This is a genomic window from Psychrobacter sp., assembly GCF_030457785.1.
Lineage (GTDB): Bacteria > Pseudomonadota > Gammaproteobacteria > Pseudomonadales > Moraxellaceae > Psychrobacter.
Window position 1 is genome coordinate 13,088 of sequence record NZ_JAKDUI010000002.1, and the last position, 20,907, is coordinate 33,994.

General features: G+C 43.9%; 17 protein-coding genes. 2 read left to right on the forward strand and 15 right to left on the reverse strand.

Annotated features, from left to right (window positions below):
* Nucleotides 1–103 precede the first annotated feature (103 nt).
* The 15 genes from L0J61_RS00240 to L0J61_RS00310 form a co-directional block, all read right to left on the reverse strand.
* A complete protein-coding gene (locus tag L0J61_RS00240) occupies nt 104–805 on the reverse strand; it encodes a hypothetical protein (protein WP_301464302.1) in 702 nt (233 codons plus the stop codon).
* Nucleotides 802–1,752 (reverse strand): hypothetical protein, encoded by a 951-nt coding sequence (locus L0J61_RS00245; protein WP_301464303.1) that lies wholly within the window; start codon nt 1,750–1,752, stop codon nt 802–804. Before L0J61_RS00245 ends, L0J61_RS00240 begins: the two co-directional genes overlap by 4 nt.
* Before the next feature lie 140 nt (nt 1,753–1,892).
* Nucleotides 1,893–4,466, reverse strand: a complete 2,574-nt coding sequence (locus L0J61_RS00250; protein WP_301464322.1) for an ABC transporter permease — start codon at nt 4,464–4,466, stop codon at nt 1,893–1,895.
* A 34-nt stretch (nt 4,467–4,500) separates the two neighbouring features.
* Nucleotides 4,501–5,229 (reverse strand): ABC transporter ATP-binding protein, encoded by a 729-nt coding sequence (locus L0J61_RS00255; protein ID WP_301464304.1) that lies wholly within the window; start codon nt 5,227–5,229, stop codon nt 4,501–4,503.
* Nucleotides 5,230–5,319: 90 nt separating this feature from the next.
* Nucleotides 5,320–6,177, reverse strand: a complete 858-nt coding sequence (locus tag L0J61_RS00260; protein WP_301464305.1) for an arylesterase — start codon at nt 6,175–6,177, stop codon at nt 5,320–5,322.
* Nucleotides 6,178–6,664: 487 nt separating this feature from the next.
* A complete protein-coding gene (locus L0J61_RS00265; protein WP_301464306.1) occupies nt 6,665–7,921 on the reverse strand; it encodes a CynX/NimT family MFS transporter in 1,257 nt (418 codons plus the stop codon).
* A gap of 481 nt (nt 7,922–8,402) precedes the next feature.
* Nucleotides 8,403–8,648, reverse strand: a complete 246-nt coding sequence (gene nqrM, locus L0J61_RS00270) for a (Na+)-NQR maturation NqrM (protein WP_301464307.1) — start codon at nt 8,646–8,648, stop codon at nt 8,403–8,405.
* A gap of 172 nt (nt 8,649–8,820) precedes the next feature.
* Entirely contained in the window at nt 8,821–9,942 is a 1,122-nt protein-coding gene (locus L0J61_RS00275; RefSeq protein ID WP_301464308.1) for an FAD:protein FMN transferase, read from the reverse strand.
* A gap of 228 nt (nt 9,943–10,170) precedes the next feature.
* The gene (locus L0J61_RS00280; RefSeq protein WP_301464309.1) at nt 10,171–10,971 is read right to left on the reverse strand and encodes an SDR family NAD(P)-dependent oxidoreductase; all 801 of its coding nucleotides are present in this window, start codon (nt 10,969–10,971) and stop codon (nt 10,171–10,173) included.
* A gap of 181 nt (nt 10,972–11,152) precedes the next feature.
* Nucleotides 11,153–12,388, reverse strand: a complete 1,236-nt coding sequence (gene nqrF / locus L0J61_RS00285) for an NADH:ubiquinone reductase (Na(+)-transporting) subunit F (protein WP_301464310.1) — start codon at nt 12,386–12,388, stop codon at nt 11,153–11,155.
* A gap of 124 nt (nt 12,389–12,512) precedes the next feature.
* On the reverse strand, nt 12,513–13,121 hold the full coding sequence (gene nqrE / locus L0J61_RS00290) for an NADH:ubiquinone reductase (Na(+)-transporting) subunit E (protein ID WP_301464311.1): 609 nt from the start codon (nt 13,119–13,121) through the stop codon (nt 12,513–12,515).
* Nucleotides 13,121–13,792, reverse strand: a complete 672-nt coding sequence (locus tag L0J61_RS00295; protein ID WP_301464312.1) for an NADH:ubiquinone reductase (Na(+)-transporting) subunit D — start codon at nt 13,790–13,792, stop codon at nt 13,121–13,123. Before L0J61_RS00295 ends, nqrE begins: the two co-directional genes overlap by 1 nt.
* A gap of 1 nt (nt 13,793) precedes the next feature.
* Nucleotides 13,794–14,696, reverse strand: coding sequence for a Na(+)-translocating NADH-quinone reductase subunit C (locus tag L0J61_RS00300; RefSeq protein ID WP_301464313.1), 903 nt, complete (start codon nt 14,694–14,696; stop codon nt 13,794–13,796).
* On the reverse strand, nt 14,677–15,912 hold the full coding sequence (locus tag L0J61_RS00305) for an NADH:ubiquinone reductase (Na(+)-transporting) subunit B (RefSeq protein ID WP_301464314.1): 1,236 nt from the start codon (nt 15,910–15,912) through the stop codon (nt 14,677–14,679). The genes L0J61_RS00300 and L0J61_RS00305 overlap by 20 nt, the downstream gene beginning before the upstream one ends.
* Before the next feature lie 5 nt (nt 15,913–15,917).
* Nucleotides 15,918–17,270 carry a Na(+)-translocating NADH-quinone reductase subunit A gene (locus tag L0J61_RS00310; protein ID WP_301464315.1) on the reverse strand — a complete coding sequence of 451 codons (1,353 nt, stop codon included), beginning with the start codon at nt 17,268–17,270 and terminating at the stop codon, nt 15,918–15,920.
* Between the two features lie 1,070 nt (nt 17,271–18,340).
* Here L0J61_RS00310 and hisA point away from each other — a divergent pair.
* Both hisA and L0J61_RS00320 read left to right on the forward strand, forming a co-directional pair.
* Nucleotides 18,341–19,084: a 1-(5-phosphoribosyl)-5-[(5-phosphoribosylamino)methylideneamino]imidazole-4-carboxamide isomerase gene (gene hisA / locus L0J61_RS00315; RefSeq protein WP_301464316.1), complete on the forward strand. Its 744-nt coding sequence runs from the start codon at nt 18,341–18,343 to the stop codon at nt 19,082–19,084.
* A 59-nt stretch (nt 19,085–19,143) separates the two neighbouring features.
* Complete coding sequence (locus tag L0J61_RS00320; RefSeq protein WP_301464317.1) at nt 19,144–20,751, forward strand: mechanosensitive ion channel family protein; 1,608 nt, start codon at nt 19,144–19,146, stop codon at nt 20,749–20,751.
* Nucleotides 20,752–20,907: the final 156 nt, after the last annotated feature.

The window sequence follows — 20,907 nt, forward strand, 5'->3', positions numbered from 1 at the left end:
TGTGAAGCTGAGAAAATTTCTAATAGGGGCGATTAGAAAGGGAGTAAATAACTAGTCGCTAAAGTTTCCTTATCGAGTGAGGTACTAGTCTAATGCTAGTTATTCAAGAATATTCTAAATTTCCAAAGGCAAGCTCTTTAACTACATTAGGCATATACCCTGTAAGAGCTGGTTGGTTATCTAAACCTAATAGGTTATAGATTTGGCCTCCTATGCCAGGAATCACTTCACCTTCCTTATTTTTTCTATCGTCTATAGCGAAACAAATAAACTCAAATTTACTAGAAATTTCCTTTGGGAAAGCGTCCTTTAATTTTTGTTCAGATTTTTTATGAGCTACAGGTGATAAAATATATATTTTATTAATCTTATCAATTTTGTCTAGCATCTCAATAAGGTTAGTACGAACCACACAGCTACCTGACATAACAGATTTAACAATTATAACATTATCTATGTCTTCATAGTTTGGTTCAATAAAACTATGAAGAATTGGTGCTACGCTAGTTTGGCTAGGTAACTGGTAATGATGATTCCAAAATACAGCCAGTTTAGTGTTTACATTATGGTTTTTCAAGATAGCTGATACACCGTGTTGAAGATAATCAGCATCTTCAGCAGTGGAAACTACAATAGTATCAGTACTTTTCTGACTTATAAAATCAGGTAAGATCGCTTTAGCTAAGAGTTTACCTAACTCTTGCATAGCCAACTGATATGATTTAGGCACATCTGAACTTTCCAAAAGGCAATCAAGTTGCTTTCGTGCTTCAGGTGTAGCGATAGAGGTGTAAATTCTACTCATTTTATCTCTCCCGTATTGGAGGATTTTAGAGATTGCATAATATTATAACCAGTAACTGACAGCATTAAGCTCACTAATCCCTTGATATCTGTAGTTCTCTCAGTTACGGATTCAGGGACTTCTCTTAGAAACTGTATACTACATGTTACTTTTATTCCGTTTACATCAAGAATTAACTTGTCATAGTTTAAACTATACACAACACAATGTGAATGTTTTGTCAATATTTGTTGTACCCAACTAGGAATTTCAGCAGTGTGAGTACGAAATTTTATGAAAGGGTTTGGATTTGCATCAGACTCTGCTTGCTTGAAAATATCTTCAATAGTTCTATGCTTTCCAGCTTGTAAAACGCCGTTTATTAAAGTAGCAGCATAATCACACTCAGAACTAGAGGGATATTCGATGAGTTTAGCAACATATTGATATAGTTTAGTATTGTGAACTAGGTCATATATATTGGGGTAAAACTCAAAGTATTCACAAGTATCATTATTCTTTAAGTCAGTAGGGATTTTCTCTTGGTTCTCTGAGGCATGTTTTTCGCTCGAAACTAATAAGCAGTTTTCTGTGGTGTCAACCTTAAAAATATTAGTATCAATACTTCTTTGTTTTCGGAAACGACTGCTAATCTCATCTGTCCACTTAGCTGCATCTCCAGACGAGTTTTTAGCTTGAAAATTGTATTTTGTACTTACCTCATAATCAATGTGACAAATATCATCTACAAAGCCAATTACTTGAGACTCAACGACTTGATTGGCACAACTATGAGAGTACTTATTAGCTATTTCAAAAGTTTTATAAAGCAAGAATTGGTTTTCATAGTCTCTGCCTTTCTGATTATTATTTCCGCCTTTATTGATGTTTTTTAGATTCTTAGAGCTTTCTTGGCCAAAGTTCTTGTGTACAAAATCTATAACTTCCTCGTTACTCGGCATATCCATAAAAACCCTGTGCTCTAGAAATATTTTGGTATGTCAATATATATGATGGCTATTCTACTGGCAAGTGTTGAGTAATATAGAGTCTATTTATTTAGGTCTTGAAATAAAAGGTTAAATTATAAAAAGACTTAGGGTTTTTATTAAACCATCGCTCTTACCCGCGCCATAATCCCGCGCCCAATCACCAGTTTCACATAAATAATAGCAATGGCAAACAGCAATGCGACTAACGCAAGACCGCCAAGTCCTAGATTTGCCCACGGCACGCTATAGCGCAAATTAAACCATTGAATCACCGCCAGCCAAGCGCCGACACTGGCGATAACCACAGCAAATGCCGCCGCACTAATCCCAAGCACACCCAGCTCTAAGATATTGAGCATATACAAGTCACGCTTTTGCATACCCAATAGTCTAAACGACGCACTCTCTTTCATACGGTCTTGCGACGTAGAGAGTAGTGAGCTGATGAGTACCAACAGACCAGTCAATAGAGCAAGCAGCGTAAATATATAGACCAAGCGGCTCATCTGTGCGACCAACCCTTGGACTTGCTCAGCGATGATCGTACCGTCAATACTAGTCACAGCAGGGAACTCGCGTACCAGCTCACCTTGCAACTCAGGAATATCATCGGCAGAGACATGTGCCGTCGCAAACTGGATTTGCGGTGCTTTGGCGAGGATGTCAGGCTCAAATAAGAAGTAGAAAAACGGACTAGGGCCACGCTCATAACGCGAGCGGATACTGGTAATCTGTCCAGTCAGTTCAATCCCCTGAATGTTGAAGCTAATTTGATCGCCCATACCGACGTTTAGCATGTCTGCTGCCGTATCTAAGATAGACAGTGGTTGCACCTGCTGAAGTGCGGACGCATTGGCATCTTGATCGTCTATCGGTGTATACATCGCATCGTCAGTCAGCGTCTCAGTAATAAACTCCGTGTCCATGACGGTGTCGGCATAACTTAAATTAAAGACACGAGTCGGGTCGTCCTCTCCTTCTGGCGTGTCGATATCTTTTGCAGGTATACCATTGGCCGTGATGATACGTGAGCGAATCACAGGGTAATAAGTGACGGGCACATCAAGGATGCTATTTATCTGATCGTGCTGTTCGGTTTGTACGTCTAACAAAAATAGATTTGGCGCATCTTCTGGATAGGCGTTGATAAACTGTTCATTGATACTATGGTTGATAGAAGTAATCAGGGTCAATACCGCGACTGATAACGACAAGGTCACAAAGAATAATGCTGATTGATTGCCTTTACGTGCCAAGTTATGGATCGCAATACGTCGCATCCAGCCGACTTTTTTGCCAGTGGCTAAGCGTGCCAGCAACCAAAGCCAACCGCGTGCTAAGCCCCAAAAGACTGCGGTAAATAAGATCAATCCGATAAGCAGCTGTATTCCTAGCATTAAAGAATCAACTTCATAAGCCAAAAACGCATAGAGCCCGATTAATAATAAACCATAACGTACTATTGGCAGGCGTTTCTGCCAAGGCACAGGTTTGGTCGATTGACTAGCGCCTTGATTGAGTAGGGCAGCAGGCTTGGTATTATCAAGCGCGTGCAGACTGCGCTGAGTAATCAGCAGGGTCAAGACAAGCGCGATGATGATGGTTTTGATGATACTGATAGGGTTGATGGCCAGACCCAAATCTGCCGGCAAAATAGCCGTTAGGTATGGTTGACCGATTTTGAGTAGTGCCAAGCTCAGCGTCACTGCAGCGACACATGCCAATACAGCCATGATCAGTAATAGCCAATAGTAGCTACGCTTGATAGAGCGATTGGTCTCACCCAGTGCCATGCGTATGGCGTCGTTGGATTGCTGCTTGGTGACAAATGCAGTAATCACCCCGTACATAGCGACGGCGGACAATAGTAGGACAGCGATGACCAATAGCTTCAGAAACATCAAAACATTGTCAGAGATGCGTGAGACAGACGTCTCCTCTGATTCAGGATCAGACAGTTCAATCTCGGGATAATTAACCAGTAGCTGTGTCAACGCTTCGTTCTGAGAGGCTATCATCTCAGAGTCACCCGCCATCTCGATTTGATAGTGGACTCGGCTACGCTGCCCCATTAAGTTGGTCGCTTCTAAGGCTTCTTGCTGCATCATGACTCGACCACCAAAGCCAAAGGCAGTGAGTGGGCGATCTGGCTCTCTGATCAGCTCATCACTGATCGTAAAACTGGCTTCACCGATAGTAATGCTATCGCCGATAGTGACGTCTAAGCTACTGAGCACTTCAGGCGCGACCACCACGCTATTAGCACTTAGTTGCTCCCATAGTGGCTTGCCCGACGCAAGCTCAACCTCACCATACAAAGGATACGCATCGGTAACGCCTTTAATGCGAGCCAATAGGGTTTGCTCACCTGAGACCAGCATGGCGTTGAATTTATAACCATAAACGGTTTGGTCATCAGGCACAGTCTCAACCTGTGCCAATACCTCTTCAGGCCAAGCTTGATTGCTTTCTAGTATTAAATCACCACCGACGAGTGCCAGTTGATTGTCATTGACGTAGCTATTCACGGATTGTTGGATAGAGTCCAACGTCAGATAGGTGGCGAGCGACAGCATCAGAGTGAGTAAAAACAGCGACGGATATATCCAGCGTCGCCACCAACTGCGCGACAAAGCCTGTGCGCCCAACGTACGAGCATTGAAAGGGTTGTTGCTTTTTTTATGAGTCATATCGTCAGCGTTGCCATGGGCATCTATAGAAGGCTTATTCATTGGTTGCTGATCCATCTATAACGCCATCGTGCATGGTGATTACACGGTCAGCCATCTCCGCGAGCGCAGGGTCGTGGGTCACGACGACCAGTGCTGACCCAGTTTGCTGGCGTAAATCCAATAATAATCGCATGACTTGGTCAGCGTTGTGCTCATCCAAGTTACCTGTTGGCTCATCGGCGAATACGATTTTGGGCTGTGAAACCAAAGCGCGGGCAACAGCTGTCCGTTGCTGCTCACCGCCGGATAACTGATTGGGTAAGCTGTCTCGTCTATGACTCAAGTCCACAGAAGCAATTAGCTCATCGACTCGTGCTGTGTCGGAGCGTCGAGCGATATCAAGCGGAAAGGCGATGTTTTCTGCTACCGTTAATGTGGGCAGCAAGTGAAACGATTGAAAGACGAAACCCATATCGCTTTGACGAATCGCTGCTAGCGCATCCTCATCAAGGTCGCTCAGCGTGTTTTCTCCCAACTTAACGGTGCCACTATCAGGGTAATCAAGCGCCGCAAGTAACCCGAGCAAGGTAGACTTACCTGAGCCAGACTTACCCATGATGACGACAAACTCGCCCGCATCGACATGAATACTGACGTCTTTGATGATAGACAGTCTTTGTTCACCAATTTGCACGGTTTTGTTGAGTTGTGATGCGGTAAGCAGTGCTTTACTTGTCGGTTCTGCTGTCGGTGTTGATGGGGCTGAATTGGATAATGTCATTACATGGTCTCAGTTGACGTGTCTTTGGGGCTGCGGCTGGCGTGTCAGAAATGGATGCAGCTACCTTATGGAACCAGGGCGTGTCTTCAATTAGTTGCTTTCATTTTCTACAAATGCTTCCAGCTCAGGCTTTAGTACAGGCAAAATATTATCATTGACGATAATCGTGTAGCCTTCTTTGTTGGGATGAATAGCATCGTCTTGATTTAGGTCAGGGTCACCGCCCACGCCCTGTAAAAAAAATGGAATAAGAGGCACATCCATGTCTTCTGCTATACGAGGGTATATGCCTGAAAACGCGGTAACATAGTCATTGCCTAGATTGTCATAGATGGACATGCCACCTAAGATCACTTCGCTGCCATTATCTTGTAGTGACGTGATCGCAGTGCGAATGTTTTCCTCAATCGTCGCCACATCGATACCACGCATGGCGTCATTGGCACCAATCGTTAATATACTAATATCAGGATTGGTCTGCGCGACCCAGTCCAAACGGTTTACTAAGCCAGTACTGGTCTCACCACTCAAGCCAGAGTTGACGACCTCGACGTTTTCGTAGCCCATTTGCTTTAGCTGTGTTTCTAATTGAGCAGGGTAGTTGTTATCAGAGTCTACCCCGAGACCTTCTGTCAAAGAGTCACCCATCGCCAAAATGGTAATAGGTTGAGAAATCTTTGCTACTTCAGCCTGATCGGACGACGTTTCATGTGAAACACTGTCGCTATTTGCCGTGGCGAGTTGATCTTCAGTGTTTGTCTGTGAAGTGCCTGTTTGCGAACTGTCTACCTGCGATGTGTCTGCTATATCAGCTTCTGCTTGAGACGTATCTGCATCGTTATCTGCTGCTGGACTGCAACCTACCATAGCTAAGCTGGCTAGCAATGCCAAACCGAGTCTTTTCGGTAGGGAAGTCGAGAGAGGAGGTGTTTTTGAAAATAAAGGCATAGTGGTTGTACTACCTGTCTGTTTCTACATTTAGCGCTTATATTAACAAATTTGAGAGTAGTAACCTGTCTATGATTGGTTATCCATGTTTCCTAACCTTATCGTTTTGGCAGTCATTTAAAAAAACCAGATGCTGCCTGATAAGTTTTCTGACAGACATCAGGGTTTAGGTCTTCTGTATTTAACTATTTATATTGAAATAGGCATGAGTGACTTTATCACAGCAAAAGTGCTGATAAACAGACACGCCAACGGTTATGTTAAGTTTGCCAAACCATTTTTTGCATTTATCGCTTTAGGAACGCTGCCAGACTGGATAAAAGCAAACAGCACCCTTTGGTTTAAGACATCTAAGTACCTAGTCATAGCAGGCAATAGCGGACGACAGCCCGATCTGATTTGTACTCTTAGCTGTTGCTTGGTGGGTATCACCATTGTTCATGTCTGTTCTTTTGTATCCAATCTAACGTCCGTATCTACATATCAATCAAACGGGGCGACCATCAACCATGACAGGGCGGCTTACCAGCCAAGCCATCACGACGTTGATTATCATCAGTATGAGTAGTAATAATAACGTAAAGTCCCAGCTCTGTGTCGCGTCGTGTAACCAACCTGCTCCCAATGGGCCAAAAAATGCAATCAGATAGCCAACGGCTTGTGACATACCAGAAAGCTCACTGGCCTGATTGGGGGTGTAAGTCCGCATCGAAAAAATCATGATACATAAGGTGAATATCGCTGAACACCCTATACCCATCAGCCCTGACCACAACCATGCAACGTCGGCAGACAAGTAGGTCATGCCTAGGATACCAACCACATTTAGCAAGGCGGCAGATACAGCCATGGTTTGGAGAGGACGTCCACGATTGACCAACCATGTCAAACTCAAAATCGACACTGGTGCCATAAACTGAAACACAGAACCCATCTGTCCGGCTTGAACGGCTGACAACCCTTTGCTCACCCAAATGGATGGCAAGAAGCTAGCAACCGTATAAAATAGCAATGACTGCAAACCCATAAATATTGCTAATTGCCAAGCAAAAGGCGTACGCCACATAGAGATTTCTGATGATCCATTTGCAGGCTTATCCACTGCCTGATGGTGAGATGAGCCGAGGCGTAAGCGTAAAAACACCCAAAGTACAATGGCAAAAACACCCAAAACCGACCACCCACCCAATGCCCATTGCCAGCCTACTTGCTCAGATAGTGGTAGCACCACGCCTGCCACTATGCCCGCTGATATGGTCATTGTTAGACTAAATATACCTGTCATCAGCGGTATATGATTTGGTGTGCGTTGCTTGATCACAGGAGCAGCCAAAGTATTGGCAAAACCAATGGCCAGCGTCAATAATACCGTGCCGCTTAAAAACCCTACCCAGGTGGGAATGAGAGATCGTATGATCATACCAGTCGACAATAATGTGATCATCACAATTAGGATGTTTTCAAGGCCGAAGCGCTTACCGATGGTCGGTGCGATAAGTGCACCCAAAGCAAACGTCAGCATCGGTACAGCACCCAGCCACCCAAGTTTGGTTTCAGAAATAGCAAGGGCATCTTGCACGATAGGCGCAATTGAGCCGAGTGCGACAATGGGTGCACGCATATTGACGCCCAATAAAACCATGGCAAATAGCACCAGCCAAAAAGTAAAGCGCGAAGAAGGTAGGCTAAAGGCGGATGGAGGGTTCTTCTGCGATGGGTTTTTTAAGTTTGGGGAGATGGACATAGCAGCACGACGGTTATTTAAAAGAAGAAACAAGCACGTCATGACACCGTGCCGAAGAAATATTATTGGTAAAATATCACTGGCAAAAAAAACACCAGAAAATTTTCACTAGAAAGGTAAGCTAGAAAAAAATTGAGATGTCAGCAGTATGGTGTAAATTAGGTCACGCAACCCTGCGACTCTATAGTCAGTGTCGCGGTCAAATGCTAACGCACCCTAATACATCAAAGGCGGTAAGCGTTATAAAACAAACACGCCCTAGAGTAAACCATAGTTAAAATAGTTTGAAAATCGCTACGGTATTGCTGGTATTTTTTATTTATTGAAAGTAATGATAGTTAGTGCCATCGACTCGTAAGAATCCATTTATAGGTATTCAAAAAATAGCGTCAAACCCTACCGTGATAGGATTTGACGCTATTATCATAACAAGGGACGACCGAATACTACCAGTGTATGGAAGTAAGCGGGCTGTTATTGTTTATACAGATTTACCCAAATTCGCTGCTTTTAAAGCATTTTCTTGTTGCTCAGTAGCGATTGAGTCGCACTTGTTTGGATCATCACCACAAAAAGAGCAATGTTCATCACCCATTAGTTTGGCCACGCCGCCGCATGAGCCTTTAAGCGGCTTCTTTTTGACCATATAACCGATACCCATAAAAACGAAAAACAGGATAAATACAGTAAAAGTAATGGCAAGCATGGGGAGTAATTGGCTAAGCATAGCGGGAACCTCGTTCTAAAAAAAGAGCAGTTGCTGGTGACAGTAGCGATTATAATCTCAGCTGCCGTAGTTTGACTGTCATCATGTACACGTCATTTGGTAGCAACTGCATAATATTATAGCAAATTTTCGTGATGCTCGTTGTGAGTAATCGTGTTCTCTTGTTTCAAAGTTACGGTTCTTTGTCAGCACGTAAATCTTGCATCGTTGAAGTTTGTACGACTTGCCAGTCTTCTATGCTCCCATCAGCTCCGCCTGTTTGCGCGCTATCAGACAGCACCACAAACATGGCAGCTAGATCTTGTTCCTTAGCGATGTTGAGTGCTTTTTCATACGGCATAGCAGTGAGAGCTGTTGCCCAAGCATCTGCTAGCGCAACCGAGTCGGCAGCGACTGTAACAGAAGGCGCACCACCAGCGATAGGCTCGCCAGTAGTAGGGTCAATGGTGTGACTATAACGCTTACCATCAAACATGACGGAGTTGCGATAGTTGCCAGAAGTCGCTAAATGCATTTGATTATTGGTTTTAATTGGTTGTCGAATCGCAGATATGCTTTGGCGTTCAGTCACTGTACTGTCGGTGATAGGTGCGTCGATCGCGATCTGCCACGGCTGTTGTTGGTTATTCACACCAGAAGTAGCAATTTCGCCGCCTATTTCTACCATGTAGTTTCGAATTTGATAATCATCTCTGAGTACAGCGGCGATGACATCGACACCATAACCTTTTGCTACTGCTGAAAAGTCCAGTCCGATGCCATCTTTGGTCTTATAGATGGTGGTATCGTTTTTTACAATACTATCAAAATCTACCAAGGCTTTTGCTTGTGCAATTTCCGTTGCCGTTGGTGGTCTTTGCAGACGATCAACGGTCATGGTACTGCCAAAACCCCAAGTTTCTACCAATGGCATAACCGTAGGGTCAAATGCACCACCAGATTGTTGATAGACAACTCGTGAAACATCAAGCACTTGAGAAAAATCTGCATCGATGGTGATAGGCGTTTCTGCACCTAGATGGTTAAATTTAGAGATTGTAGAGTCGGTTTGATAGGTAGACATGCTGTCATTGACCTGTTGCAGGCGTTCATCTATCGAAGCTTGTAAGATCTCTTCATCGACATCAGAGGGCGTCTGATAACTAATATGATAGCTGGTACCCATCGTCTCACCGCTCAGATAGTCATAGTTCGGTGTTTGCTGACAGCCGATCAAACCCAAAAGACTAGAGAGAGCAACCGTACCAACTAAGGCGCTCTTGGTCAGGGTGTTGTTGGCTTTGGTAGAAGGCATCCGATAAGTTGACGAGGTGCACTTAGACGAGAGATGCTTTGATGAGCGGTACTTGGATGAAAGGTACTTTATAGTTTTCATAATTTCTTTACTATAGCGAAGGAGTGAGTGAGACAACAGAATGTAAAATAGCTGTTGGATAAGCACAGCCTATTTTACACCCCTTGTTACCAATAAGACCAATTGCTTCAGGACATTGTGTGTTCAACACGCCCTAGTAATTGTCTACTACTTTACCTGTAAGTTTCGGATTAAGCTATATAGCTTCGGTGGTGAGAGGCGGTTGATTCTCGTTGCTAGCATCTCTTTAGTTCCTGCTACGATGATATATTCTTCACCGTTCGACAGGGCTTTTACGGTTCGCTTCGCAAAAGTGTTTGCACTCAAACCATTATCCGTTGCTTCATCCATTGTGCCTTGCGTCGTACCGTCACCAGTTAACGCATTAATAGAAACATTGGTTTGAATAAATCCTGGAAATACCGTTGCGACTTCAATACCTTGATGATGTAGCTCAGCTCGCAAACTGTTCGCCCACATATGGATGGCGGCTTTGGCAGCACCGTAAGCGCCGCGATACTGTGTACCTAATAATCCTGCCACGCTTGAGATCATCACGACTTTGCCGCCACCTTGAGCGATCATATCTGGTAACACCAATCTGGTCAGACGTGTTTGTGCAAAGTAATCAATCTTCATCAGTTGCCGTTCGACGGCCTCTTCTGTTTCCATAATAAGTGAGCGTTGACTGATACCAGCATTGTTAATCAGCCAGTCGATTTTTCCTGCTTCAGCTTTGGCAGTTTCATACGCTTCTTTTGCTTGCTCTGCGTCACTGATATCAAACGGCACGATGATATGCTTTTTTTTATTCTTACAGCTATGTCGGACGGCCTCAAGTTTTTCGGTATTCCTCCCACTCAGAATGATCTTAGCACCTTTTTTTGCGAAGGTAATGGCCAGTGCCTGACCTATACCACTAGAGGCACCAGTTATCCAAATAGTTAGATTTTTATATTTCGTTTTCATAGAAATCCCTTTTTTGATATGTAAATATCTAATGATATAGGAGAGAGTAGACAGTCTGCTATTGAGATTTGTAGTCCAGTTTTCTTAGGTGTGGTTTTTGCCCAGCGAAAAAAAAGAGCCTCAGTCGAGACTCTTTTTTTTTGATAGCTTTATAAAAACTGTATTTATCTAATAGTTTGGCTTAACCACCAAAGTCATCAAGCATGATGTTTTCATCTTCCACGCCTAAGTTATGTAGCATGTCGATGACAGCTGCGTTCATCATTGGTGGACCACACATGTAGAATTCACAGTCTTCTGGATTTGGATGGTCTTGGAGATATTCTTCCAACAAGACGTTGTGAATAAAGCCTGTATATCCTGTCCAGTTATCTTCTGGCAGTGGATCGGATAACGCGACATGCCACTCAAAGTTATCAAACTCTTCTGCCAGTTGGTCGTAGTCTTCAACGTAGAACATCTCACGAATAGAGCGTGCACCATACCAAAAGCTAATCTTACGATCAGAGTTTAAGCGCTTAAGCTGATCGAAGATATGCGAGCGCATCGGCGCCATACCAGCACCACCACCAACGAATACCATCTCTGTTTCAGTTTCTTTGGCGAAGAATTCACCATAAGGACCTGAAACGGTGACTTTGTCACCAGGGACGAGGCTAAACACCCAAGAAGACATTTTGCCTGGTGGGATACCGTCAGGACCACGTGGCGGTGGACTGGCGATACGAATATTAAACTTGATGATGCCTTTTTCTTCTGGATAGTTTGCCATTGAATAGGCACGAATAACGGGCTCATCAACTTTTGAGACATATTTGAAGATACCGAATTTTTCCCAGTCTTCTCTATACTCTTCTTCGATTTCGAAATCTTTGTAATGTACTTCATGCGGTGGCGCTTCTAGCTGGACGTAACCGCCAGCTCGGAAGTTAACTTCTTCACCTTCTGGAATTTTAAGTACCAGCTCTTTAATAAAGGTTGCGACGTTTTCGTTAGAGACAACCTCACATTCCCACTTCTGTACATCAAAAAACTCAGGGTCAATCTCGATTTCCATGTCTTGCTTAACAGATACCTGACAAGCTAAGCGCATGTGATTACGGATTTCGCCTTGAGTAAAATAGCCTTCTTCGGTGGGTAGGATAGAACCGCCACCTTCAATAACACGGCAACGACACTGTGCACAGGTACCACCACCACCACATGCTGAAGATAAGAAAATACCTTCGCTAGCAAGTGTTTGCAGTAGTTTACCGCCTGCAGGCGTCACTACGTCATTATCGGGATTATCATTGATATGGATGGTGACATCACCTGAACTGACCAGTCTTGAGCGTGCTGCCAAAATAATGGCAACAAGGCCCATGATGATCAAGGTAAACATAGCAACGCCACCAATCGCCGTAGCATAATCCATGATATGTATCCTTAATCTATGGAGTAGGGGTAGGAGATAGACATTATTTTGTCTGCTCTTGCCGCCTACTGAATAAATGAATTAAATAGGTCAAATCGCTAAATAGGGTTTTAAGCTTAGCGGTTTAAATTGACATACCGCCAAAAGACATAAAGCCAAGTGACATCAGACCAACCGTAATAAAGGTAATACCAAGCCCACGTAGCGGCCCTGGAATGTCTGAATATTTTAGCTTTTCGCGAATACCAGCCAATGCAGTGATCGCAATCGCCCAACCAAAGCCAGCACCTACGCCGTATACGACGGACTCGCTAAAGTTATAGTCACGCTCAACCATGAACAATACACCACCTAAGATGGCACAGTTTACAGTGATGAGTGGCAAGAACACACCGAGTGCGTTGTACAGACTTGGTACGAACTTATCTAAGAACATCTCCAAAATCTGTACTGTGGCAGCAATAAGGCCAATGTAGCTCAATAAGCCCAAAAAGCTCAAGTCGATATCAGGGAATCCTGCCCATGCCAGCGCACCACTTTTTAGGATGTACTGAAAGAGTAGGTTGTTCAGCGGTACAGTAATCAGCATAACAACGATGACTGCCACACCCAGACCTAATGCAGTTGAGACTTTCTTGGATACTGCCAAGAAGGTACACATGCCCAAGAAGTAGGCAAGCGCCATGTTCTCAATAAAGACTGAAGTTATAAATAAACTAATATAATGTCCCATTAGTGTCCGCCTCCATGTGCCATGCCTTTAGACTGTGGCTTCATTACAAACTCAGCTTCTTCAATCTGTTCTGGTTTCCAGATACGGACGATGGCAATGAATAAGCCAATAATAAAGAACGCTGATGGTGGCAACAGTAATAGACCGTTTGGAATATACCAGCCGCCATCGGTGACAGGTTGCAGGATAGTGATACCAAACCACGTGCCTGCACCGAGTAATTCACGAATAGTCGCAACGAATAGTAGTACTGCAGAGTAGCCAAGACCATTACCGACACCATCTAAAAAGCTAGGTATTGGTGAGTTGCTCATCGCAAATGCTTCGGCACGACCCATTACGATACAGTTGGTGATAATCAAACCAACGAAGACTGACAAGCCTTTGCTCACATCGTAAGCAACCGCTTTTAGGATCTGGTCGACCAAAATAACCAAGGAAGCAATAATCGTCATCTGTACGATAATACGAATGCTTGATGGAATCTGTTTACGAATGATAGAGATAAAGAAGCTTGAGAACGCTGTTACCAGTGTCAAAGCCACACACATCACCATGGCATTAGACATGCTGGTTGTGACCGCCAATGCTGAACAGATACCTAGTATCTGAAGAGCGATGGGGTTATTATCAAAAACAGGTGAAGTTAAAATACTTTTAGTATCAGCCATTTCATGCCTCCTTGCCGTTTACTACTGGTAGCGCAGCTGCCAGTTCGGTTTTAGGTTTAGCTGCTAGCTTTGATTGACTTGCTTGTGCGCCTATTTCTTCAAGTGTTTCACCACTCTCTTCGCGTAGCTTGTCGAGATAGGGCTTATAGCCTTGCTCACCCAACCAAAACTGAATCATGTTGCTTACGCCGCGGCCAGTAAGTGTAGCGCCACTGATACCGTCAACCCAGTTTTCTCTTTGTGTACCTGCTTTGGTCACACCAGTAGCAACTTCGCCGTCTGCATTATAAGAGTGAATACCACTCCATTTAGCGCGCCACTCTGGCTCTTCAATGCGGGCACCTAGACCTGGTGTTTCTTTATGCTCATAAAAGCTGATACCTTTAATGGTATTCATATCGCTCTCGAGGGTTAAGAAACCATAGATAGTACCCCATAGGCCATAGCCTTGAATGGGTAGTACGACCAGCTCAGGTTCACCTGCATCGTCATTTTTAACATAGACTTTGGCATATATAGGCTTACGGCCGATACCAGCAGGATCATTGTCGCCTAGATCTTCACTTAGTGCTTGGTTTTTGGTCGCTTGGCTAGCGTCATAAGTATTACGATCAGGAATACCAGCGTCTGCTAGTGTTTCATCATCGACATAGCTGCCTTCACTTAAGTCAACAATCTCGACGTTGAAGTCTTCAAAACGTTCGGCAACATCGTCTGCTGTATCAGATTCAGCGTTGAACATATCAGCAGCAACTAGGATGTTTTTGTTACGGTCTAAGCGCGCATTTTCTACCTGTGCTGGTTTTAAACCAACAGCAACTGCTGAGACCAATACCGAACACACCAAGCACAGCGTTAACGCCACACCGATGGTTTTTGTATTATTACTTTTGGGCTTGGACATAACGAACCCTCCGAGCTGTTTGGCGTTTGATGTTTGCTTGGGTCACAAAGTAATCAAACAATGGAGCAAATAAGTTGGCAAATAGAATGGCTAGCATGATGCCTTCAGGGAAAGCTGGGTTAACGACACGAATCAATACGGTCATAAAACCAATCAAGATACCATAGGTCCAGCGGCCTTTATTAGTGTGAGCAGCTGACACAGGATCAGTAGCCATAAAGACTGCACCAAAGGCAAAACCACCGATAACCAAATGCCAGTAGAACGGCATATTCATCATCAGGTTGTCTTCAGAGCCGATCATATTAAAGATTAATGAAGTGACAATCAGACCAACCACACAGCCTGCCATGATGCGCCAAGAAGCAATACGCGTCCAAAGTAGAACGGCACCACCGATTAAGATAGCCAGCGTCGATACTTCACCGATACTACCTTGCATGTTGCCTAAGAATGCATCACCCCAAGTGATCGCATTACCGTAGACATCAACGAAATCTTGAGGCGAAACACCCAGTGCTGCAAGACCAAGTGGGGTAGCACCAGAGAATCCATCGACCGCTGTCCAAATAGAATCACCAGACATATAGGCTGGATACGCAAAGTATAAGAATGCACGGCCCGATAGTGCAGGGTTAAGGAAGTTTTTACCTGTACCACCGAATACTTCTTTTGCCACGACCACACCAAAGGTGATACCCAAAGCAACTTGCCATAATGGAATATCTGGTGGTAGACAGAGTGCAAACAAAACAGAAGTCACAAAGAAACCTTCGTTGACTTCGTGTCCACGCACTACAGCAAAAATAATCTCACAGAGAATACCGACAGCAAACGTCACGATATAAATCGGTAGGAACTGCATAGCGCCATAGACGAAACTTGCCCAGATGCTATCTGGGTTGTAGCCTGCCATGCTCGTGATGATGGTACGCCAGCCTTCAGGCTGTAAGCCAAGCTGAGCAATAGCAGTCAATCCTTGATGACCGACATTGTACATACCCCAAAACATCGCTGGGAAAGTACATAGCCATACGGTAATCATGATACGCTTTAGATCAATACCATCACGTACGTGTGAAGATGCGTGTGTCGTTGAGCCTGGTTGACGTAAGAACGTATCAAACATCTCAAAGATGGCATAATATTTTTCGTGTTTGCCACCTTTGGTGAAAGACGGCTCCATACGATCGAACATATTGTGTAAAAATTTCATCGTGGTTAGCCCTCCAGCTCAATGCGCGTTAAGTTATCACGCAAGATGTCACCGAACTCATACTTGCCAGGAGAGACGAAGGTGCATAAAGCCATGTCTTCTTCGTCCAGTTCCAGTACGCCCAATTCTACGCCACTAACGATGTCTTCAACGATCAAAGCACGCAATAGTTGTGTTGGCAGGTAGTCTTGTGGCATGACTTCTTCATAGACTCCGATAGGCACCATCGCACGCGGTGAGCCATTGCTCGTCGTTGTGAAGTTGTATTTTTTACCACCGAAAAACTGCGAAATATAGATAGGCAGCTTAGAGAAGCGGTTTTTGCCAGGTGTAAAGAAGTGAAACGCAGGACGCTCACGACCTTCAGGGAGTACACTAATCTGGTTATGAAAGCGACCAAGAAATGCAATGTTGTCAAAAACTTTGCGACCAGATAAGACCGAACCGGAGATGATACGGTTTTCGCCAGCAGCCAATTGATCTTTGGTTAATGAGGTGATATCTGCGCCACGTTCGGTCATAATCAAGTGTGGGTTTTTTACAGAAGGACCCGCTAGGCTCAGCATACGTCTGGTATATAGATGACCAGTCGTAAATAGCTTGCCAATCGCGATCACGTCTTGGTAGCCAATCGTCCAAACGCTAACACCGCGCATGATTGGATGTAAGAAATGAATGTGAGTGCCAGCAAGACCAGCTGGGTGCTTACCTTTAAAGCTATGATACTCAGTGACATTATCGGCTGCAGTTTTTGCAACTGGTGTCAATTGGGCATCACCATGATGGCAGACAAACGTCTTTGGGCTGAGTGTAGATAACACAGCGAGCCCGTCATTGAACGCTTGCAGCTGCTCATTGATTAGCAGTGTGGGGTCAAACGCCAATGGATTGGTATCCATCGCTGTGACAAAGATAGCGCTGGGGCGAGCTCCGATTTCTGGAGAGCGGCTGTATGGGCGCGTTCTAAACGCAGTCCATTCACCAGAGGCAATCAGTTGAGTTTCAACAGCCTCTGAGTCTAGATCAGCAAGTTGTTGGGAGTCATAGCGTTCGAAGTCGACTTCTTCACCGTCTGGGTCGATCGCAATGACAAGGCTTTCAAACACACGACGCTCACCACGTTTAATCGCGATGACTTTACCAGCAGCAGGGGCAGTGTAGATAACGCCAGCTCGTTTTTTATCTTCAAAAACGGGCTGACCTTTGGCTACGACATCACCTTCTTTGACATTCATCGTGGGTTTCATACCCACGTAATCATAGCCAACAATTGCTACATGTGCGGGTCGGTGCTCAGATATCTCGCGGGAGGGTTCACCAGTGATGGGCAAATCCAAACCTTTTTTGATGGTAATCATAAGCGAAAACTTAGTCCATAGTCTAAAACGATACCAGACGTCCCGTATGGTATATCGGCAGCATGAACGTTCGCATCATTTAATAAAGTTTTTAACCACCACTTTTACAAAAAAATAGTGATAAAAAGTTCTCTAGAAAACAATATGTGATCAAAACTACTGGATAAGAGCATTAACGCTGACCTTAGACTCCTTAACAACACGTCAATGTCTTATTCGAATTACCAAAGTTGGCGACTGGCTACCAAGGTGTATGTTAGAACTATCAAGTCGAACCCAACCGTTTAAATGGTGCGCAAAACAATTGGATTGAAGTAAATAGCTCTACCATACGTTTCATTGAAAATTAAAAATCTGTCATACCAGTATAATTTTTTACTCTTACCTAACCAGCACTTCTCAAAGAAGCGCCGATTAGATAAGTAGTGAAATTATCTATAAGTGATAAATGAACTGGTCGAAAGCCAAACTAGCGAAGCATTTAATCAGCAAATGCTACTTATATGACATAAGCTGCTATTAAACTGTTTATGGCTATTCTAGATCGTTATCTAATGATACGGATGTGATAGAGATTTATAAAAAGATATCTCAAAGTTATAATGACTAAGGGTAGTCTGCTTCAAAACCACCTGTTGAAATTTTACTATAATCCTTTTTAGCCGCATATCGGCCGATACTGTATCGGCTCACTTAGCTTTGGCTCAATTCATCCTGATAGTCATGCATTTTGTAGTAAATAAAAACACTGCGCATGGTGCATCATATAGAAACAAATACAAATTTACCTAGGATTATACGCTAAACTGACCTAAAATTACCAGCCAGTAATGAAATTTACCTAATATTGTCAACGATTTCGTTAGTTAAAACTTGTAGTTATGATTATTGGGTTTTTACGGTTGTCCAAGTGCGCTGATGCGCTTTAGTAGAGCTTTCACTCTAGCACTCAGCGGATTAACTGTTAGTATACGCTTAGTCACTTTTTCTGTGGCATTTCTTGTTGTTTATATCACCGATGTTTGTATTTTTTAACTCATTTAAATTTTGTGTTTTTTAAGGAAGGTTATATGTGTGCTGTGCCTGTCATTATTCCGGCTATTGATTTGAAAGACGGTAAATGTGTGCGTTTAAAACAAGGTCGTATGGAGGATGATACGGTATTTTCTGATGATCCAGTTGCAATGGCAGCACGTTGGGTTGACGAAGGTGCTCGCCGCCTACATTTGGTCGACTTAAATGGTGCGTTTGATGGCGTCCCCGTCCATCGACAAGTGGTCAATGATATTGCTAAAGCATATCCGAACTTGCCTGTTCAGTTAGGTGGTGGTGTGCGAAATATGAATACTATTGAGCAGTATATTACTGCAGGTTTGACATATATCATCATCGGTACAAAAGCCGTCGAAGATCCTGATTTTGTCACTGAAGCTTGTCGAGAGTTTGCTGGGCACATCATTGTTGGTATTGATGCTAAAGACGGCATGGTTGCGACTCATGGTTGGGCAAATGTGACTGATACCAAAGCGACTGAATTGGCAAAACGCTTTGCTGATGTTGGCGTGTCTTCTATTGTTTATACAGATATTGCGCGCGACGGCATGATGCAAGGCGTCAATGTCGAACAAACGGTCAACTTGGCTCGAGAAGGCGGTCTACCTGTCATTGCTTCGGGTGGCGTAACAGATATAAAAGATATCGAGCTACTAAAGCCACATGGCGACTGTATCGAAGGTATCATCACTGGGCGTGCTATTTACGAAGGTACGTTGGACCTGAGCAAAGCACAAGGATACTTAGACAGCAAGTCTTGAGTATCGACTCGGTGCTAAAAAGATGATATTAATAACCAGACAAGAGGTAAGAGATGCTTATGGCCACTTATTCCGATCTCGTGACGATACGTCGTTGCTTGAAAGTGTGGAGTCAGGCACTGCTATTAAGTATCTTTTGTCACCTGCCTGCTTATGCTGCTGGGGAGGAAGTTTCTGCCATAACGACAGTATTGGGGGTGGAGAGTGCAGAAGAGGTTGGCGCTGATGACCCTGAATCAAACGAGATCGAGGTTGAAAGCTCCGACCCAACTAAATCAAACGTATCAACAGAGTCTGAGCCATCGTCTGATTCAGAAACGACAGCTACGCTGCAACAAGATAATAATATCCGTCAACGCATCAATGGTATCTTTTCAGAAATTGACGGCTTGCAAACAGTCACTGCAAGCGTTACTCAAGGTGTTGTTACCTTAACGGGTGAGACGCCCAACGAGAAAAAGGCGCAACAAGCGATCAGTTTGGCCAATCGTCTGACCGGAGTGGTCACGGTGGAAGATCAAATTATTCGTACTCTTGATGTGCAAGATAATGTAACGACGGTTTATCAAGGACTCAAGGCACAAACTCAAAACCTCATCAAAGCTTCGCCGCTATTATTGGTTGGTATTGTTATATTTGCTTTGGTCACATGGTTTGGTAGTTGGCTTTCCAATCGTAATAAATGGTGGCAACGTGTTACGCCCAATCCCTTTGTTGCTGAATTATTATCGCAGACAGTGAAGGTCGTTTTTATCGTTTTTGGACTTATTTTGGCACTGAGCTTGATAGGGGCAGAAACCATTTTAGGTACATTGCTTGGCGGTGCGGGTGTTATCGGTATCGCTGTTGGTTTTGCTGTCAAAGACACCATCGAAAACTATATCGCTTCCTTGATGCTTAGTATCCGTCAACCATTTCGCGCGCGGGATCACATCGTGATGAACGGGCAGGAAGGCATCGTGGTGCGTCTGACCTCACGTGCAACCATATTGATGACCTTAGATGGCAATCAGCTTCGTATTCCGAACTCAGAAGTTTTTAAAGGTACCATTCTCAATTACACCAAAAACCCCGAGCGTCGCTTTACGTTCGAGCTGGGTGTGGATGCCAACGATGATCCGCTGGCGGCAATTAAAGTAGGACTCGATGCAATATACACTTTGGATTTTGTCTTGGAAGAACCAAAAGCAATTGCCGTTATTACCAATGTAGGCGACTCCAATATCATTTTAGAGTTTCAGGTATGGGTCGATCAATCAGTGACGAATTATGCCAAGGCTCGTAGTATCGCGATTCGTGAGACCAAGCACGCGTTAGAAAACAATGGTTTCAGTTTGCCTGAGCCGATTTATCGATTGCGATTTAACAACGAATTAGAAAAAGCCTTTGAACACATGCAGAGTAACGGTGCAAGCCCAACCAAATCTGATGCAACCATCACTTCAACCACTCCAGAACAGCCAGATGAAGCGCAAGGTAATAGTATTTCTGATGACAAAGATAAGCAGCAAGCAAAAGCACGTGCCAAGCTGATACTGCAAGGGCGTAATGCTAACGATGTCCTCGATGCTCGACCGGACGACAAGTTGATGGAGAAAGTCGAACAAGAGATTGCTGAAAGCACAGATGAGACAGATTTATTGAATAGCAATAGTCCACAGGAGTAGCAATATAGTCTTGCTAAGCATATGACAAAGGATAGACAAATCAAGGCCAAATCGAATGAGATGTTTCATCTAAGAAGTGTAGAAGTATTTAAGAAATGTAGAAGTATTAGCAAGTGAGTCGGCATGTGCGTTTTGAATGATTTGAAAACCACTCTA